Genomic DNA, 14,128 nt, shown 5'->3' with positions numbered 1-14,128 from the left:
CTCTTTCCCTGGAGATTCCCTGGAGATTCCCGAAAAGTGCCCGGAGGTTCCTGGACGTTCCCACGAAGGCCCACGAAGACACCCTGTAAGGACAACGAATCAAGGTGCGGGTCCGCGTCGGGTTCCCTTCGAGTCTGCCCGACCGGGCGGAGGTTAACGGCCGGAGCTCGATCTTCGGCGTGGCGCAGCGGCGTACGTCCCTCCGATGGCCCCTGTCACACACGGTAATTCTCCGAAATGCACACCTTGGCGCCATATGTGAATCTGGTCGCGTCCTGGCCCCCAGATCCCCCTCAGGAGGAAGATCACCATGGCCAAGAACAAGAACCGCAAGCAGGGCGGCCAGCAGAACCGCGCCTCGCAGGCCGAGCAGGCGCAGGAGCAGGCCAAGTCGGCCGCGTCCGACGCCCAGTCGGCGGTCCAGTCGCAGGCTCAGGGCAGCCCTGCGGATGTTGCCCGTAAGCACCAGCGTCGCTTCGGCCACAACTGACACACCCCCAGGCACACCTGAGGGGCGCACCCGATGCGGGTGCGCCCCTCAGCGCTGTGGGGTGGTGCGGTGGCTGCGGGGGCCTCAGCCCGCCAGGCAGGACGGGCCGAGCAGCACCTTCAGGTCACCGAAGAGCGCGGGGTCCGGCTTCACGCGGTGCCGGTCGAGCCGGAGCACGGTGGTCTTCTGCGCCCCCTGGAGCTTGATCCGCACCTCGCTGTTGCCCCGGTGGTGGCTGAGGACCTCGCCGAGGCGGGTGATCATCGGCGGGCTCACCTTGACCGTCGGAATGGTGATGATCACGGGCGCGTTGGTGCCCGCGTTCGACAGGTCGGGGACCTGCATCTCCATCGCGACGAGCCGCGGCACGTCCTCGCGCTTGTCGAGGCGTCCCTTGACGAACACCACGGCGTCCTCGACGAGTTGCGTCGAGACGAGCTGGTACGTCGCCGGGAAGAACATGCACTCGATGGAGCCCGCGAGGTCCTCGACCGTGGCGATCGCCCAGGCGTTGCCCTGCTTGGTCATCTTGCGCTGGAGGCCCGAGATGATGCCGCCGATGGTGACGACCGAGCCGTCGGAGAAGTCACCGCCGGTGAGCTGCCCGATGCCCGCGTCCGCCTTGTCCGACAGGACGTGCTCCAGGCCGAAGAGCGGGTGGTCGGAGACGTAGAGGCCGAGCATCTCCCGCTCCTGGGCGAGCAGGTACGTCTTGTCCCACTCGTCCTCGGAGAACTCCACGTCGAGCCCGAAGCCCGGCTCGTCGCCGCCGGACTCGTCGCCCATCCCGCCGAAGAGGTCGAACTGCCCCTCGGCCTCCTTGCGCTTGACCGCGACCACGTTGTCGATCATCGGTTCGTACTGGGCGGTCAGGCCCTTGCGGGTGTGGTTCATGGTGTCGAACGCGCCCGCCTTGATGAGCGATTCGGTGGTGCGCTTGTTGCAGGCGGTCGCCTCGACCTTGTCGAGGTAGTCGGGGAAGGAGACGAACTTCCCCTTCGCCTTGCGCGACCGGATGATCGACTCCACCACGTTCGTACCGACGTTGCGGACGGCCTCCAGGCCGAAGAGGATCACGTCGTCGCCCTGGGCGGCGAAGTTGTGCACCGACTCGTTCACGTTCGGCGGGAGCACCTTGATGCCCATGCGCCGGCACTCGTTCAGATAGACGGCCGACTTGTCCTTGTCGTCCTTGACCGAGGTGAGCAGCGCGGCCATGTACTCGGCCGGGTAGTTCGCCTTCAGGTACGCGGTCCAGTAGGTGACCAGGCCGTACGCGGAGGAGTGCGCCTTGTTGAACGCGTACCCGGCGAAGGGGACCAGGACGTCCCACAGGGCCTGGATCGCCGCGTCGGAGTAGCCGTTCTTCTTCGCGCCCTCCTGGAAGAGGACGAAGTTCTTCGCCAGCTCGTCGGGCTTCTTCTTGCCCATCACGCGGCGCAGGATGTCGGCCTCGCCGAGCGAGTAGCCCGCGATGATCTGGGCGGCCTTCTGCACCTGCTCCTGGTACACGATGAGGCCGTAGGTGAGGCCCAGCGTCTCCTTCAGGGGCTCTTCGAGCTCCGGGTGGATCGGCGTGATCTCCTGGCGGCCGTTCTTGCGCTCGGCGTAGTTCGTGTGCGAGTTCATGCCCATCGGGCCCGGCCGGTACAGGGCCGAGACGGCGGAAATGTCCTCGAAGTTGTCGGGCTGCATCTGGCGCAGCAGGGAGCGCATCGGGCCGCCGTCGAACTGGAAGACGCCGAGCGTGTCACCGCGGCAGAGCAGCTCGAAGGTCTTCGGGTCGTCGAGCGGGAGCGAGAGCATCTCCAGGTCGATGCCCTTGCCCGCGCGCACCATCTTGACGGCGTCGTCCATGATGGTGAGGTTGCGCAGGCCCAGGAAGTCCATCTTGAGCAGGCCGAGCGACTCGCACTGGGGGTAGTCCCACTGCGTGATGGTCACGCCGTCGGTGTGCCGCACCCAGATCGGCGCGTGGTCGACGATCGGCTCGCTGGACATGATCACGCCGGCCGCGTGCACACCCATCTGCCGGACCAGGCCCTCCACACCCTTCGCGGTGTCGATGACCTTCTTCACGTCCGGCTCGTTCTCGTACATCCCCCGGATCTCCCCCGCCTCGCTGTAGCGGGGGTGCTTGGGGTCGGTGATGCCGGAGAGGTCGATGCCCTTGCCGAGGACGTCGGCGGGCATGGCCTTGGTGAGGCGGTCGCCCATCGCGTACGGATATCCGAGCACGCGCGCGGAGTCCTTGATGGCGTTCTTCGCCTTGATCTTTCCGTACGTGCCGATCATGGCGACCTTGTCGGCGCCGTATTTCTCCGTCACGTACCTGATCACCTCGACGCGCCTGCGCTCGTCGAAGTCGATGTCGACATCGGGCATGGAGACGCGCTCGGGGTTGAGGAACCGCTCGAAGATCAGGCCGTGCGTGATCGGGTCGAGGTCGGTGATGCCCATGGCGTACGCGACGATCGAGCCCGCCGCGGAGCCTCGGCCGGGGCCGACCGCGATGCCGTTGTTCTTGGCCCACATGATGAAGTCGGCGACCACGAGGAAGTACCCGGGGAACCCCATCTGGATGATGATGTCCATCTCGTACTCGGCCTGCTTCTGCCGGTCCTCGGGGACACCCTCCGGGTAGCGGCGGTTCATGCCGACCCGGACCTCCTCCTGGAACCAGGTGACTTCGGTGAAGCCGTCCGGGATCTCGAACTTCGGCATCAGGTCGCGCTTCTCGAACATGCCGGTCGTGTCGATCTGCTCGGCCACGAGGAGCGTGTTGCGGCAGCCCTCCTGCCACGCGTCGGAGGAGTCGATCGCGTACATCTCGTCCGTGGACTTCAGGTAGTAGCCCGTGCCGTCGAAACGGAAACGGTCCGGATCCGAGAGGTTCTTGCCCGTCTGGATGCACAGCAGCGCGTCGTGCGCCACGGACTCGTGCGCGTACGTGTAGTGCGAGTCGTTCGTCACCAGCGGCGGGATACCGAGCTTCTTGCCGATCTCCAGCAGCCCGTCCCGGACCCGGCGCTCGATCTCGATGCCGTGATCCATCAGCTCCAGGAAGTACCGGTCCTTGCCGAAGATGTCCTGGTACTCGGCCGCCGACTTCAGCGCCTCGTCGAACTGACCGAGGCGCAGACGGGTCTGGAGCTCACCGGAGGGGCAGCCGGTCGAGGCGATCAGCCCCTCCGACCACTGGGAGATCGTCTCCTTGTCCATCCGCGGCCACTTCTGGAGCCAGCCCTCCGCGTACGCGTCCGAGGACAGCCGGAACAGATTGTGCAGACCCGTCTGGTTCGCCGCCCAGATCGTCTTGTGCGTATAACCACCCGAACCGGAGACGTCGTCGCGCTTCTGGTGCGGCTGCCCCCACTGGATCTTCCGCTTGTTGCGCCGCGACTCCGGCGCCACATACGCCTCGATCCCGATGATCGGCGTCACGCCCGCCTTCTGCGCCGAATGGAAGAAGTCGTACGCCCCGTGCAGATTGCCGTGGTCGGACATCGCGATGTGCGTCATGCCCATTTCATTCGCCGCGTCGAACATGTCCTTCAGCCGGGCGGCACCGTCGAGCAGCGAGTACTGGGTGTGCACGTGCAGGTGCGTGAAGGGCGGCTTGGTCACGGCGGAAGGCCTCCGGAGAACGCTGGGCGACAGGCTGCGGACAGTCTGGGGGGACAGCGTGGAAGTCTAATCCGGCGCACTGACAGACGCCGGGCACTCGGCGGTACGGTCGAACGTTGAAGGGGACGGAAGATCTGTCCCCGTGGGACGGGTCGCCCGTCCCTCACGTCACGCACCACCCCGCACCAGGAGGCACCCAGCGATGTCGGTCCCGCAGCCCACCGCCGAGCAGCGCGGCGAGCAGATCCTCGCCGTCTTCGACACGGCGTTCGGCGAGCTGCTTGCCGCGGACCCCGCCGCGTTCCGGGTGAAGTTCCGGAAGATGGCCTCCTCCGCCTTCGCGTTCTACCGCGGCACGGCCTGCCTCTTCTACGCCGACCTGGAGCGCGAGCAGCACGGCGGCCCCTACCTGGACGACCGCACGGGCCGCGTGTGGATCCACGGCGACCTCCACGCCGAGAACTTCGGCACGTACATGGACGCCCAGGGCCGCCTGATCTTCAACGTGAACGACTTCGACGAGGCGTACGTCGGCCCCTTCACCTGGGACCTGAAGCGCTTCGCCGCCTCCGTGGCCCTGATCGGCTACACCAAGGCGCTCAGCGACGAGCAGATCACCGACCTCGTGCGGGTCTACGCGGCGGCCTACCGCGAGCGGATCCACGACCTGGCGACGGGCGCCAAGAGCGACGAGGTGCCGCCCTTCACGCTGGACACGGCCCAGGGCCCCCTCCTGGACGCGCTGCGCGACGCGCGCTCCCTGACCCGCTTCGGGCTGCTCGACTCGATGACCGAGATCCGCGACTTCGAGCGCCGCTTCGCGCCGGGCGGCGGCTCCATCGAGCTCGACGCCGCCACGCGCTACAAGGTGCTCGCGGCCTTCGACGGCTATCTGGAGACGCTCCCGGAGTCCTCCCTGACCCGCCCCGACTCCTACCGCGTGAAGGACGTCGTGGGCCGCCGCGGCATCGGCATCGGCTCCGCGGGCCTGCCCTCGTACAACATCCTCCTGGAGGGCAACAGCGACGCCCTGGAGAACGACGTCGTGATCTACCTCAAGCAGGCCCAGACCCCGGCGGTCTCGCGGCACATCACGGACGCGGCGATCCGGGACTACTTCCAGCACGAGGGGCACCGCACGGTCATCTCGCAGCGCGCCCTCCAGGCGCACGCCGACCCGTGGCTGGGCTGGACCGAGCTGGACGGCGCGGGCCAGCTGGTCGCCGAGGTGTCGCCGTACGCGGTGGACCTGGACTGGTCCGACATCGACGACCTGGAGGAGATCTCCTCGGTCGTCGCCGACCTGGGCCGTGCCACGGCCACGATGCACGCGGCGGCGGACGACGAGAGCGGCCACTCCGACCTGGTGCCCTTCTCCACGGAGCGCGCCATCGACGCCGCCATCGCGGGCGACGAGTCCGGCTTCGCGGACCTGCTCGTGGACTTCGCTCACATGTACGGGGCACGCGCGCGTGCGGACCACCAGATCTTCGTCGACCTGTTCCGCAACGGCCGGATTCCCGGTCTGTAGGCCCCACCAGGCAAAGCGGAACCAGTGGGCACCCTTCGGGGACCTCCCACAGGAACGCATGGCACACTCCTCGGCGATGGACATATCAGGGACTCGGCTCAGGGCCGTGCGCGCGGCGCTGTTCACGGCACTCGTCGTGACGCTCTCCACCGCGTCGCACGTGCTGCTGTCCCGTGTTCCCCTGCCGCTGACCACGGTCGCGGCGATCGCCGCCGCCGTCTTCGTCATCGCGTACGCGCTGGCGGGGCGTGAGCGGGGCTACGGCCGGATCGCCGCCCTGCTGATCCCGCTGGAACTGGCCGCCGACACGGTGTTCACCGCCGGCCAGCACGTCTGTTACGGCGAGGCGGGCGGCCCGGTCGCGGGTCCGCTGCGCTCCGTCGGCTTCGACGTGCTGTGCGGCGGCACCCCGCTCGGCACCCCGCTGGCGCGGATGACCGCCGACGGCCACGGCAGCGCGGCGACGCTGCTCGCCGAGGCCGAGCCGGGCGCCGCCTGGCTGCTGCTCGGCGCGCACGTCGGCGTGGGCCTCCTCGCGGCGGCCTGGCTGCGGCGCGGCGAGCGGGCGCTGGCCCAGCTGCTGCGCGCGGTGGGCGCCGCCACGTTCCGGCCCCTCCTGATCGCGGTCGCCGCGGTGACCACGTCCCGCATGCCGGTACGCCGTGCGCCGCGCCCCGAGCGCCGGACGCGAACGGCGCGCACGCGGCTGCTCGTGCACTTCGTGGGGCGGCGTGGACCGCCTTGCTCGGCCGTCCTCGCCTGAGCACAGCACCCCACGCAGTTCACCCACACGGAGAAGAATCATGAGCAAGCGCAACAGCCAGGCAGCCAAGGCAGCGGCCCGCGAGCGGATCCGCGCCCAGCAGGAGGCCGAGCGCCGGCGCGAGAAGCGCAAGCGGGCGGCCATCGTCGGTGGCGCGATCGTCGGCGTCCTCGCGATAGCCGGCGGCGTCGGCTACGCCGTCATGCAGTCCAACAAGCCCGGCTACTGGGACGCCGCCAAGGACGACAAGCTGGTCAAGCCCGCCAACACCACGGGCAAGAACGGCACGACCGTCGTCCTCGGCAAGGAGTCCGCGAAGAAGACCCTCAAGGTCTACGAGGACCCGCGCTGCCCGGTCTGCGCCGCCTTCGAGCAGACGGTCGGCCCGACGGTCGAGAAGGACCTGAAGGACGGCAAGTACAAGATCCAGTTCATCGGCGCCACCTTCCTCGACCGGAACATCCCCGGCGAGGGCTCCCGCAACGCCCTCAGCGCGCTCGGCGCGGCGCTGAACGTCAGCGACGACGCGTTCCTGGAGTACAAGAAGGCCCTGTTCTCGGCGAAGTTCCACCCGTCGGAGCAGGAGGACAAGTTCAAGGACGACGCGTACCTGGAGAAGGTCGCGAACACGGTGCCCGAGCTCAAGAAGAGCGCGACCTTCAAGAAGGACGTCGAGAAGGGCACCTTCGACCGGTGGGCCCTGGAGATGTCGCAGACGTTCGACGACAACAAGGACGGCGTCGAGGGCACCCCCTCCTTCGTCATGGACGGCAAGCAGCTGACCGGTCCCGGCTCGAAGAACGCGCCCTCCACGGTCGAGGACTACAAGAAGGCGGTCGACGACGCGCTCAAGGGCTGACCGGACACAGCCGGACATGACCGGCTGAACCGGGACACAACTGAGCGCGCGGACAAGGCGCATGGCGAAAGAGCGGGCGAACTCATCGTGTTCGCCCGCTCTTTGCGATTACCGATCAGTAAGGTGATCGCCCGTGACCAGCCGAAATGATGTTCAGTCGCCGCTCGACCCGCAGACCGCCGGAGCCGAGGGGCGCGCCGCCCGGACGCCCGGCCTCCGGACCCCGAGCCGCCGCACCGTCGTGAAGGCCGCGGCCGCCACCGCCGCGTTCGCCGCCCCGCTCGCCGCGCTCCCGGCGCACGCCGCCGACGGACCGGCCTTCCTGCACGGAGTCGCCTCCGGGGACCCGCTGCCCGACGGGGTCCTGCTGTGGACCCGCGTGACGCCCACGCCGGACGCCGTGCCGGGCTCCGGCAAGGGACCCGACACCGAGGTGCGGTGGGAGATAGCGGAGGACAAGGGGTTCACCCGGGTCGTCGGCCGCGGCGGCACGACCGCGCGGGCGGCCACCGACCACACGGTGAAGGCGGACGTAAGGGGCTTGCGCCCGGCGACCACCTATTACTACCGCTTCTCCGTAGGGGACGGTTCCGCGGTGCGCTCCCCCGTGGGCCGCACCCGCACCACCCCCGCGCACGACGCGTCCGCGCACGGCGTCCGCTTCGGCGTGGTGTCCTGCGCCAACTGGGAGGCGGGCTACTTCTCCGCGTACCGCCACCTCGCGGCCCGCACCGAACTCGACGCGGTCCTGCACCTCGGGGACTACATCTACGAGTATCAGAGCGGCGAGTACCCGGCCGCGAAGTACGTCGTGCGCCCGCACGAGCCGCGGCACGAGATCCTCACGCTCGCCGACTACCGCACCCGGCACGGCGTCCACAAGACCGACGCCGACGCGCAGGCGATGCACGCCACGCACCCCGTCATCGCGATCTGGGACGACCACGAGTTCGCCGACAACGCCTGGTCGGGCGGCGCGGTGAACCACACCCCGGAGACCGAGGGCGACTGGGCGCAGCGGATGGCGGCGGCCAAGCAGGCGTACTTCGAGTGGATGCCGGTGCGCGCCTCCACCGAGGGCACCGTCTACCGCCGCGTCCGCTACGGCAAGCTGGCCGATCTGCACCTGCTCGACCTGCGCTCCTTCCGCTCCGAGCAGGCGGGCTTCGGCAGCGGCAACGTGGACGACCCGGACCGCACGATCACGGGCCGCGCCCAGCTGGACTGGCTGAAGTCGGGCCTGGCGTCCTCGGACGCGTCCTGGAAGCTGGTCGGCACCTCGGTGATGATCTCGCCGGTCGCCTTCGGCTCCCTGCCGGCCCACCTCCTGGAGCCCATCGCGGAGCTGCTCGGGCTGCCCAAGGAGGGTCTGGCCATCAACGCCGACCAGTGGGACGGCTACACGGACGACCGCAAGGAGCTCATCTCCCACCTGCGCGACAACAACATCCGCAACACCGTCTTCCTGACCGGCGACATCCACATGGCCTGGGCGAACGACGTGCCGGCCAAGGCGGCCACGTACCCGCTGTCGGCGTCGGCGGCCACGGAGTTCGTGGTCACCTCGGTGACCTCCGACAACATCGACGACATGCTCCACGTCGCCCCGCACACGCTCTCGCTCGTGGCCGCGGGCGCCCTCAAGGCCGCCAACCGCCATGTGAAGTGGCTGGACATGGACTCGCACGGCTACGGCGTCCTGGACGTCACCGCCGAGCGCTCGCAGATGGACTACTACGTGGTCTCCGACCGGACCGACCCGAAGGCGACGTCGTCCTGGGCCCGTTCGTACCGCACGCTGAACGGCACGCAGAAGGTCGAGCGGGTGCACGCCCCGGTGCGCTGACGCCGCGCACCGTCCCGCCGCCCCCGGTGCGGGGGCGGCGGCACCGGCGTCAGAGGGTCTCCAGGAAGCCCAGCGCCGTGCGCCACGTGGCCTCCGCCGCCTCGGCGTCGTAGTCGTCGAGGTCCGGGTCGGTGTAGAGGTGCCCCGCTCCGGCGTAGCGGTAGACCTCCACGTCGGCCCCGGCCCGTCCCATCCGGAGGTACCACGCGCTCAGCCAGTCGTCGGACTCGAACGGGTCGGGCTCGGCGACGTGCAGCTGCACCGGCAGCTCGTCCACGGAGGCGGTCTCCGCGATGTCGGAGGTGCCGTGCAGGAGCAGCAGGCCGCGCGCCTTGTCGTCGCCGAGGGCGAGGGTCTGGGCGGTCGCGGCGCCGAGGGAGAAGCCGGCGTAGACGAGCCCGCGCTCGGAGTAGGGCGCGGCGGCGAGGATGGCCCGCTTGAGGATCTCGTCCTTGCCGAGCCCGCTCTGAAAGGCCCTGCCTTCCTCGACGCTGTCGAAGACGCGGCCCTCGAAGAGGTCGGGGGTCCACACCTCGTGCCCCGCGGCACGGAGCCGGTCCGCCGCCGCGTGCACCGCGGGCCGCAGACCGTACGTCGAATGGAAAAGCACGATGTTCATGGGGCCATCGTGCCATCCGTGCCCGGCCCCCTACTCTCGGAGGCATGGAGAACGTACTGCGTCCGTTGATCGTGATCGGCGGCTCGGTCGTGCTCACGGTGGTCGTCGGCTGGCTGGTCGACGTGCTGTTGCGCCGGGCCGACGAGAGGCACCGCGAGACCCCGCTGTGGGGTCTGCTGCGCCGCTGCCGTGTCCCACTCCAGCTCGTCCTGTGCACGGCCCTGCTCAGGGGCTCCTACCGACAGACCAAGATCGCCGAGGATCACGAGGCCGGCATCGGCCGCATCCTGTCCCTCGTCCTCATCGGCTCCACCGCCTGGCTCGTGGTGCGGATCGCCACGGCCGTCGTCGAGTCCTCGTACGCGCGCTACGCCACCGCCCACCGCGACCCCGCACGGGTCCGCAGGGTGCGTACGCAGGTGACGCTCATCCAGCGGGTGGTCACCGCGATCGTCGGCGTGCTGGCCGCCGCCGCGATGCTCCTGACCTTCCCCGCGATGCGGGCCGCGGGGGCCTCCCTGCTCGCCTCCGCGGGCATCCTCGGCATCGTCGCCGGTGTCGCCGCCCAGTCCACGCTCGGCAACCTCTTCGCGGGGCTGCAGATCGCCTTCGGGGACATGGTGCGGCTCGGGGACACGGTGGTCGTGGACGGCGAGTGGGGCACCGTCGACGAGATCACCCTCACCTTCCTGACCGTCCGCACCTGGGACGAGCGCCGGATCACGATGCCGGTCTCGTACTTCACGTCGAAGCCCTTCGAGAACTGGTCGCGCGGCAGCGCCCAGATGACCGGCACCGTCTTCTTCCACCTGGACCACTCCGCGCCGGTCGCGCTGATGCGCGACCGGCTCCACGACGTCCTGCGCGACTGCGCGGCGTGGGACGGCCGGGACTGGGGCCTCGCGGTCACCGACACCACGCCGACCACCATCCAGGTCCGCGCCCTGGTCACCGCGAAGGACGCGGACGACATATGGACGGTGCGGGTCACGGTGCGCGAGCAGCTGGTCCGCTGGCTGGCCGAGCACCACCGCTACGCGCTGCCGCGGGTCACCACCGCGGTGGCCGAGCCGCTGTCCAACGGCCACCGGCCCCGGGCCGAGCCGCTCTCGCCGGACGTGCCGCGGACCGGACGCGGCTGAGCCCCGGCCGCGCTGTGCTCACCGCAGGCTGCGTACGTCCAAGTGGTGCAGCACCCGGTCGACGATCTCCGGGTCGGCGCCGGGCTCGCTGCGCGCGGCGAGCACCTCGTGGCGGGCGGCGGACATCATCTCGCGCTGGATGCGCTGGACGGCCTTCCAGCGGTCCACGCGCTTGGCGTACCGCTCGCGGCGCTCGTCGTCGACCAGGTCGGGGCTGATCCTGGCCCCGATGTCGTACGCGCCGCGCTGCAGCCGCTCGGCGACGTCCTCGGGGAGCTCCTCGACCTCCTCGATCTCCTTGAGGCGGCGCTTGGCGGCCTTGGCGGCGCGCAGCGCGAGCTCGCGCTCCAGTTCCCGCTCCGCGTCGGCGTCGGCGCGCACCCCGAGCCTGCGCACCAGCCAGGGCAGCGTGAGGCCCTGGGCGACGAGGGTCGCCATGATGACGCAGAACGCGATGAAGATGATCTCGTCACGGGCCGGGAACGGCGCACCGTCGTCCGTCTTGAGCGGAATGGCGAGCGCGAGCGCCACGGACGCCACGCCCCGCATCCCCGACCACCACATGACGACCGTCTCGCGCCAGCTGGTCGGGATCTCCTCGTCGACGTCCCGCCGCTTGTGCAGCCGCTTGGCCAGCCAGGTCGCGGGCAGCAGCCACATCAGGCGTACGCCGACGACGACGGCGACGATCGCCGCGCCCCAGCCGAACATCTCCCACTCGCGGCCGCTCGCGATGCCGAAGACGTTGTGCAGCTCCAGGCCGATGAGCCCGAACGCGATGCCGGTGACCAGGGTGTCGACGATCTGCCAGAAGGTCTGCCCGGTGATCCGTCCGAGCACGTCGTCGGCGTCGACGGCGTTCTCCGCGAGGTAGAGCGCGGTGGTCAGGACGGCGAGCACTCCGGAGCCGAGCAGTTCCTCGGCCAGGACATAGCTGACGAAGGGCACGAGCAGCGTCAGGCCGGTCTGCAGGGTGGCGTCGCCGAGCAGGCCCATGAGCTTGTTGGTGAGCCAGCCGAGCACCAGGCCGACAGCGACGGCGACCACGGCCGACAGCACCAGCAGGCCCGCGGCGGACGGCCAGGAGAAGCTTCCGCTCACCGCCGCGGCGATCGCCACGTGGTAGAGCACGATCGCCGTGACGTCGTTGAAGAGCCCCTCGCCCTCCAGGATCGACACGAGCCTGCGGGGCAGCCCGAGCGACCCGGCGACGGCGGTCGCGGCGACCGGGTCGGGCGGCGCGACGAGCGCGCCCAGTGCCACGGCGGCCGCGATCGGCAGCCCCGGCACCACCGCGTTGGCCACCGCGGCGACCGCCGCCGTCGTCACGAACACCAGCGCCACGGCGAGCAGGAGGATGGGCCGTACGTTGGCCGTGAACTGCCGCCACGAGGTGCGCTGCACGGAGGCGTAGAGCAGCGGCGGCAGGACCAGCGGAAGGATGTAGTCCGGCGGGATCTCGACGTTCGGCACGAACGGCAGCAGGGCCATGCCGATCCCCGCCAGCGTCATCAGGACAGGCGCGGGCAGCCCGAGCCGGTCCCCCAGCGGCACGGTGACCACGGCACCGAGCAACAAGATGAGCACCAGTGCCAGTTGATCCACGGTGCGGCCTCCGGAGGGTCGAGAAGGGGACGATCAAGACCTCAACCCTGCCACGCATTCACCGCGAACCGGACCAATGCCCCTCATCGCCCGCTCGCGGCGACACCCCGCACGCTCGTGACCCCGCACGCTCGTGGCGACACCCGAACACCCGCGGCGACACCCGGATGTGCCGTGCCGGAGCCCGGCCCCAGCGGCCCGCCCCGACCACCGTGCTACCCCAGCGACCTGCGCATCGCCCGGTGCGGGATGCCCGCGTCGGGGAACTCGGGGCCGTACACCTCGTACCCCAGGCGCTCGTAGAACCCCAGGGCGTGCGTCTGCGCGTGCAGGTCCACCGCCCGCAGGCCACGCGCGCGTGCCGCGTCCTCGATGGCGCGGACCAGGGCGGCCCCGACGCCGAGCCCGCGCGCGGCACGCGTCACCGCGAGCCGGCCGAGGGCGCCCACGCCGACGTCCCCGCCGTTCTTGGCGGCGGCCGCGGCGCCGGTCAGGAGCCGGCCCGTGCCGAGCGCGACGCCGTCCGCGCCCATGGCCAGGACGTGCACCGCCCCTGCGTCGTACGCGTCGTACTCCAGGTCCTCGGGCACCTGCTGCTCGGCGACGAAGACCTCCTTGCGGACCGCGAAGCAGGCCTCCAGGTCGTCCGGGCCCTCGGCGACCCGCACCGTCACCCCGCTCACGTGCTCTCCGCCCGCACCCGGTCCAGGGCCTTCTGGAGGTCGTCGGGGTAGCCGCTCTCGAACTCGACCCACTGGCCGTCGCCCGGGTGCTCGAAGCCGAGCCGGACCGCGTGCAGCCACTGGCGCGTGAGGCCCAGGCGCTTGGCGAGCGTGGGGTCCGCGCCGTACGTCAGGTCGCCCACGCAGGGGTGCCGATGGGCGGACATGTGGACGCGGATCTGGTGCGTGCGACCCGTCTCCAGCTTGATGTCGAGCAGGGAGGCCGCGCGGAAGGCCTCGATGAGGTCGTAGTGCGTCACGGAGGGCTTGCCCTCGGCCGTGACCGCCCACTTGTAGTCGTGGTGGGGGTGCCGGCCGATCGGGGCGTCGATGGTGCCGCTCATCGGGTCGGGGTGGCCCTGCACCAGCGCGTTGTAGCGCTTGTCGACCGTGCGCTCCTTGAACTGGCGCTTCAGCGAGGTGTACGCGCGCTCCGACTTGGCGACCACCATCAGGCCGGAGGTGCCGACGTCCAGGCGGTGCACGATGCCCTGGCGCTCGGCGGCGCCGGAGGTCGAGATGCGGTACCCGGCCGCCGCGAGGCCGCCGATCACGGTGGTCCCGGTCCAGCCGGGGCTCGGGTGCGCGGCCACGCCGACCGGCTTGACGATCACGACGATGTCGTCGTCGTCATGCACGATCTCCATGCCCTCGACGGGCTCGGCGACGATCTGCACCGGAGCGGGCGCCTGCGGCATCTCCACTTCCAGCCAGGCCCCGCCGTGCACGCGCTCGGACTTGCCGACCACCGAGCCGTCGACCGTGACCTTCCCCGCCGCGGCGAGTTCCGCGGCCTTGGTGCGGGAGAACCCGAACATGCGCGAGATGGCGGCGTCGACGCGCTCGCCCTCCAGGCCGTCGGGCACGGGCAGGGTACGGATCTCGGGAATCGTGCTCACCCATTGAGTATGCAGGAGCCCACCG

11 protein-coding genes are annotated in these 14,128 nt (G+C 70.2%); 6 read left to right on the top strand and 5 right to left on the bottom strand.

Annotation, left to right across the window (positions count from 1 at the left end; genetic code table 11):
• Nucleotides 1-310: 310 nt before the first annotated feature.
• Entirely contained in the window at nt 311-490 is a 180-nt protein-coding gene (locus AB0L89_RS24590; RefSeq protein WP_362334916.1) for a hypothetical protein, read from the top strand.
• A gap of 84 nt (nt 491-574) precedes the next feature.
• Here the strand turns inward: AB0L89_RS24590 and dnaE are convergent, their stop codons facing one another.
• A complete protein-coding gene (gene dnaE / locus AB0L89_RS24585) occupies nt 575-4,117 on the bottom strand; it encodes a DNA polymerase III subunit alpha (protein WP_365144566.1) in 3,543 nt (1,180 codons plus the stop codon).
• Between the two features lie 202 nt (nt 4,118-4,319).
• Between dnaE and AB0L89_RS24580 the strand changes: the two genes are divergently transcribed.
• The 4 genes from AB0L89_RS24580 (at nt 4,320) to AB0L89_RS24565 (ending at nt 9,116) form a co-directional block, all read left to right on the top strand.
• The gene (locus AB0L89_RS24580) at nt 4,320-5,648 is read left to right on the top strand and encodes a DUF2252 domain-containing protein (protein ID WP_365144563.1); all 1,329 of its coding nucleotides are present in this window, start codon (nt 4,320-4,322) and stop codon (nt 5,646-5,648) included.
• A 76-nt stretch (nt 5,649-5,724) separates the two neighbouring features.
• Entirely contained in the window at nt 5,725-6,411 is a 687-nt protein-coding gene (locus AB0L89_RS24575) for a hypothetical protein (protein ID WP_365144560.1), read from the top strand.
• A gap of 40 nt (nt 6,412-6,451) precedes the next feature.
• Nucleotides 6,452-7,270 carry a thioredoxin domain-containing protein gene (locus AB0L89_RS24570; protein ID WP_365144557.1) on the top strand — a complete coding sequence of 273 codons (819 nt, stop codon included), beginning with the start codon at nt 6,452-6,454 and terminating at the stop codon, nt 7,268-7,270.
• Nucleotides 7,271-7,511: 241 nt separating this feature from the next.
• A complete protein-coding gene (locus AB0L89_RS24565) occupies nt 7,512-9,116 on the top strand; it encodes an alkaline phosphatase D family protein (RefSeq protein WP_365145182.1) in 1,605 nt (534 codons plus the stop codon).
• 49 nt (nt 9,117-9,165) lie between these two features.
• Here AB0L89_RS24565 and AB0L89_RS24560 read toward each other — a convergent pair whose 3' ends face one another.
• Nucleotides 9,166-9,735, bottom strand: coding sequence for a dienelactone hydrolase family protein (locus AB0L89_RS24560; RefSeq protein WP_365144554.1), 570 nt, complete (start codon nt 9,733-9,735; stop codon nt 9,166-9,168).
• 44 nt (nt 9,736-9,779) lie between these two features.
• Here AB0L89_RS24560 and AB0L89_RS24555 point away from each other — a divergent pair, with 44 nt between their 5' ends.
• Complete coding sequence (locus tag AB0L89_RS24555; RefSeq protein ID WP_365144551.1) at nt 9,780-10,877, top strand: mechanosensitive ion channel domain-containing protein; 1,098 nt, start codon at nt 9,780-9,782, stop codon at nt 10,875-10,877.
• A gap of 18 nt (nt 10,878-10,895) precedes the next feature.
• On the opposite strand, the gene AB0L89_RS24550 is transcribed toward AB0L89_RS24555, so the two are convergent.
• The 3 genes from AB0L89_RS24550 to AB0L89_RS24540 form a co-directional block, all read right to left on the bottom strand.
• Nucleotides 10,896-12,482: a Na+/H+ antiporter gene (locus AB0L89_RS24550; protein ID WP_365144548.1), complete on the bottom strand. Its 1,587-nt coding sequence runs from the start codon at nt 12,480-12,482 to the stop codon at nt 10,896-10,898.
• Between the two features lie 215 nt (nt 12,483-12,697).
• Entirely contained in the window at nt 12,698-13,165 is a 468-nt protein-coding gene (locus AB0L89_RS24545; protein WP_365144545.1) for a GNAT family N-acetyltransferase, read from the bottom strand.
• Nucleotides 13,162-14,103: an RluA family pseudouridine synthase gene (locus AB0L89_RS24540; protein WP_365144543.1), complete on the bottom strand. Its 942-nt coding sequence runs from the start codon at nt 14,101-14,103 to the stop codon at nt 13,162-13,164. The genes AB0L89_RS24545 and AB0L89_RS24540 overlap by 4 nt, the downstream gene beginning before the upstream one ends.
• Between the last annotated feature and the right edge of the window lie 25 nt (nt 14,104-14,128).

Source organism: Streptomyces sp. NPDC052114 (assembly GCF_040680155.1).
Classification (GTDB): Bacteria; Actinomycetota; Actinomycetes; order Streptomycetales; family Streptomycetaceae; genus Streptomyces.
The sequence above is the reverse complement of the archived record's forward strand: the minus strand, read 5'-3'. Positions and strand labels throughout refer to the sequence as shown.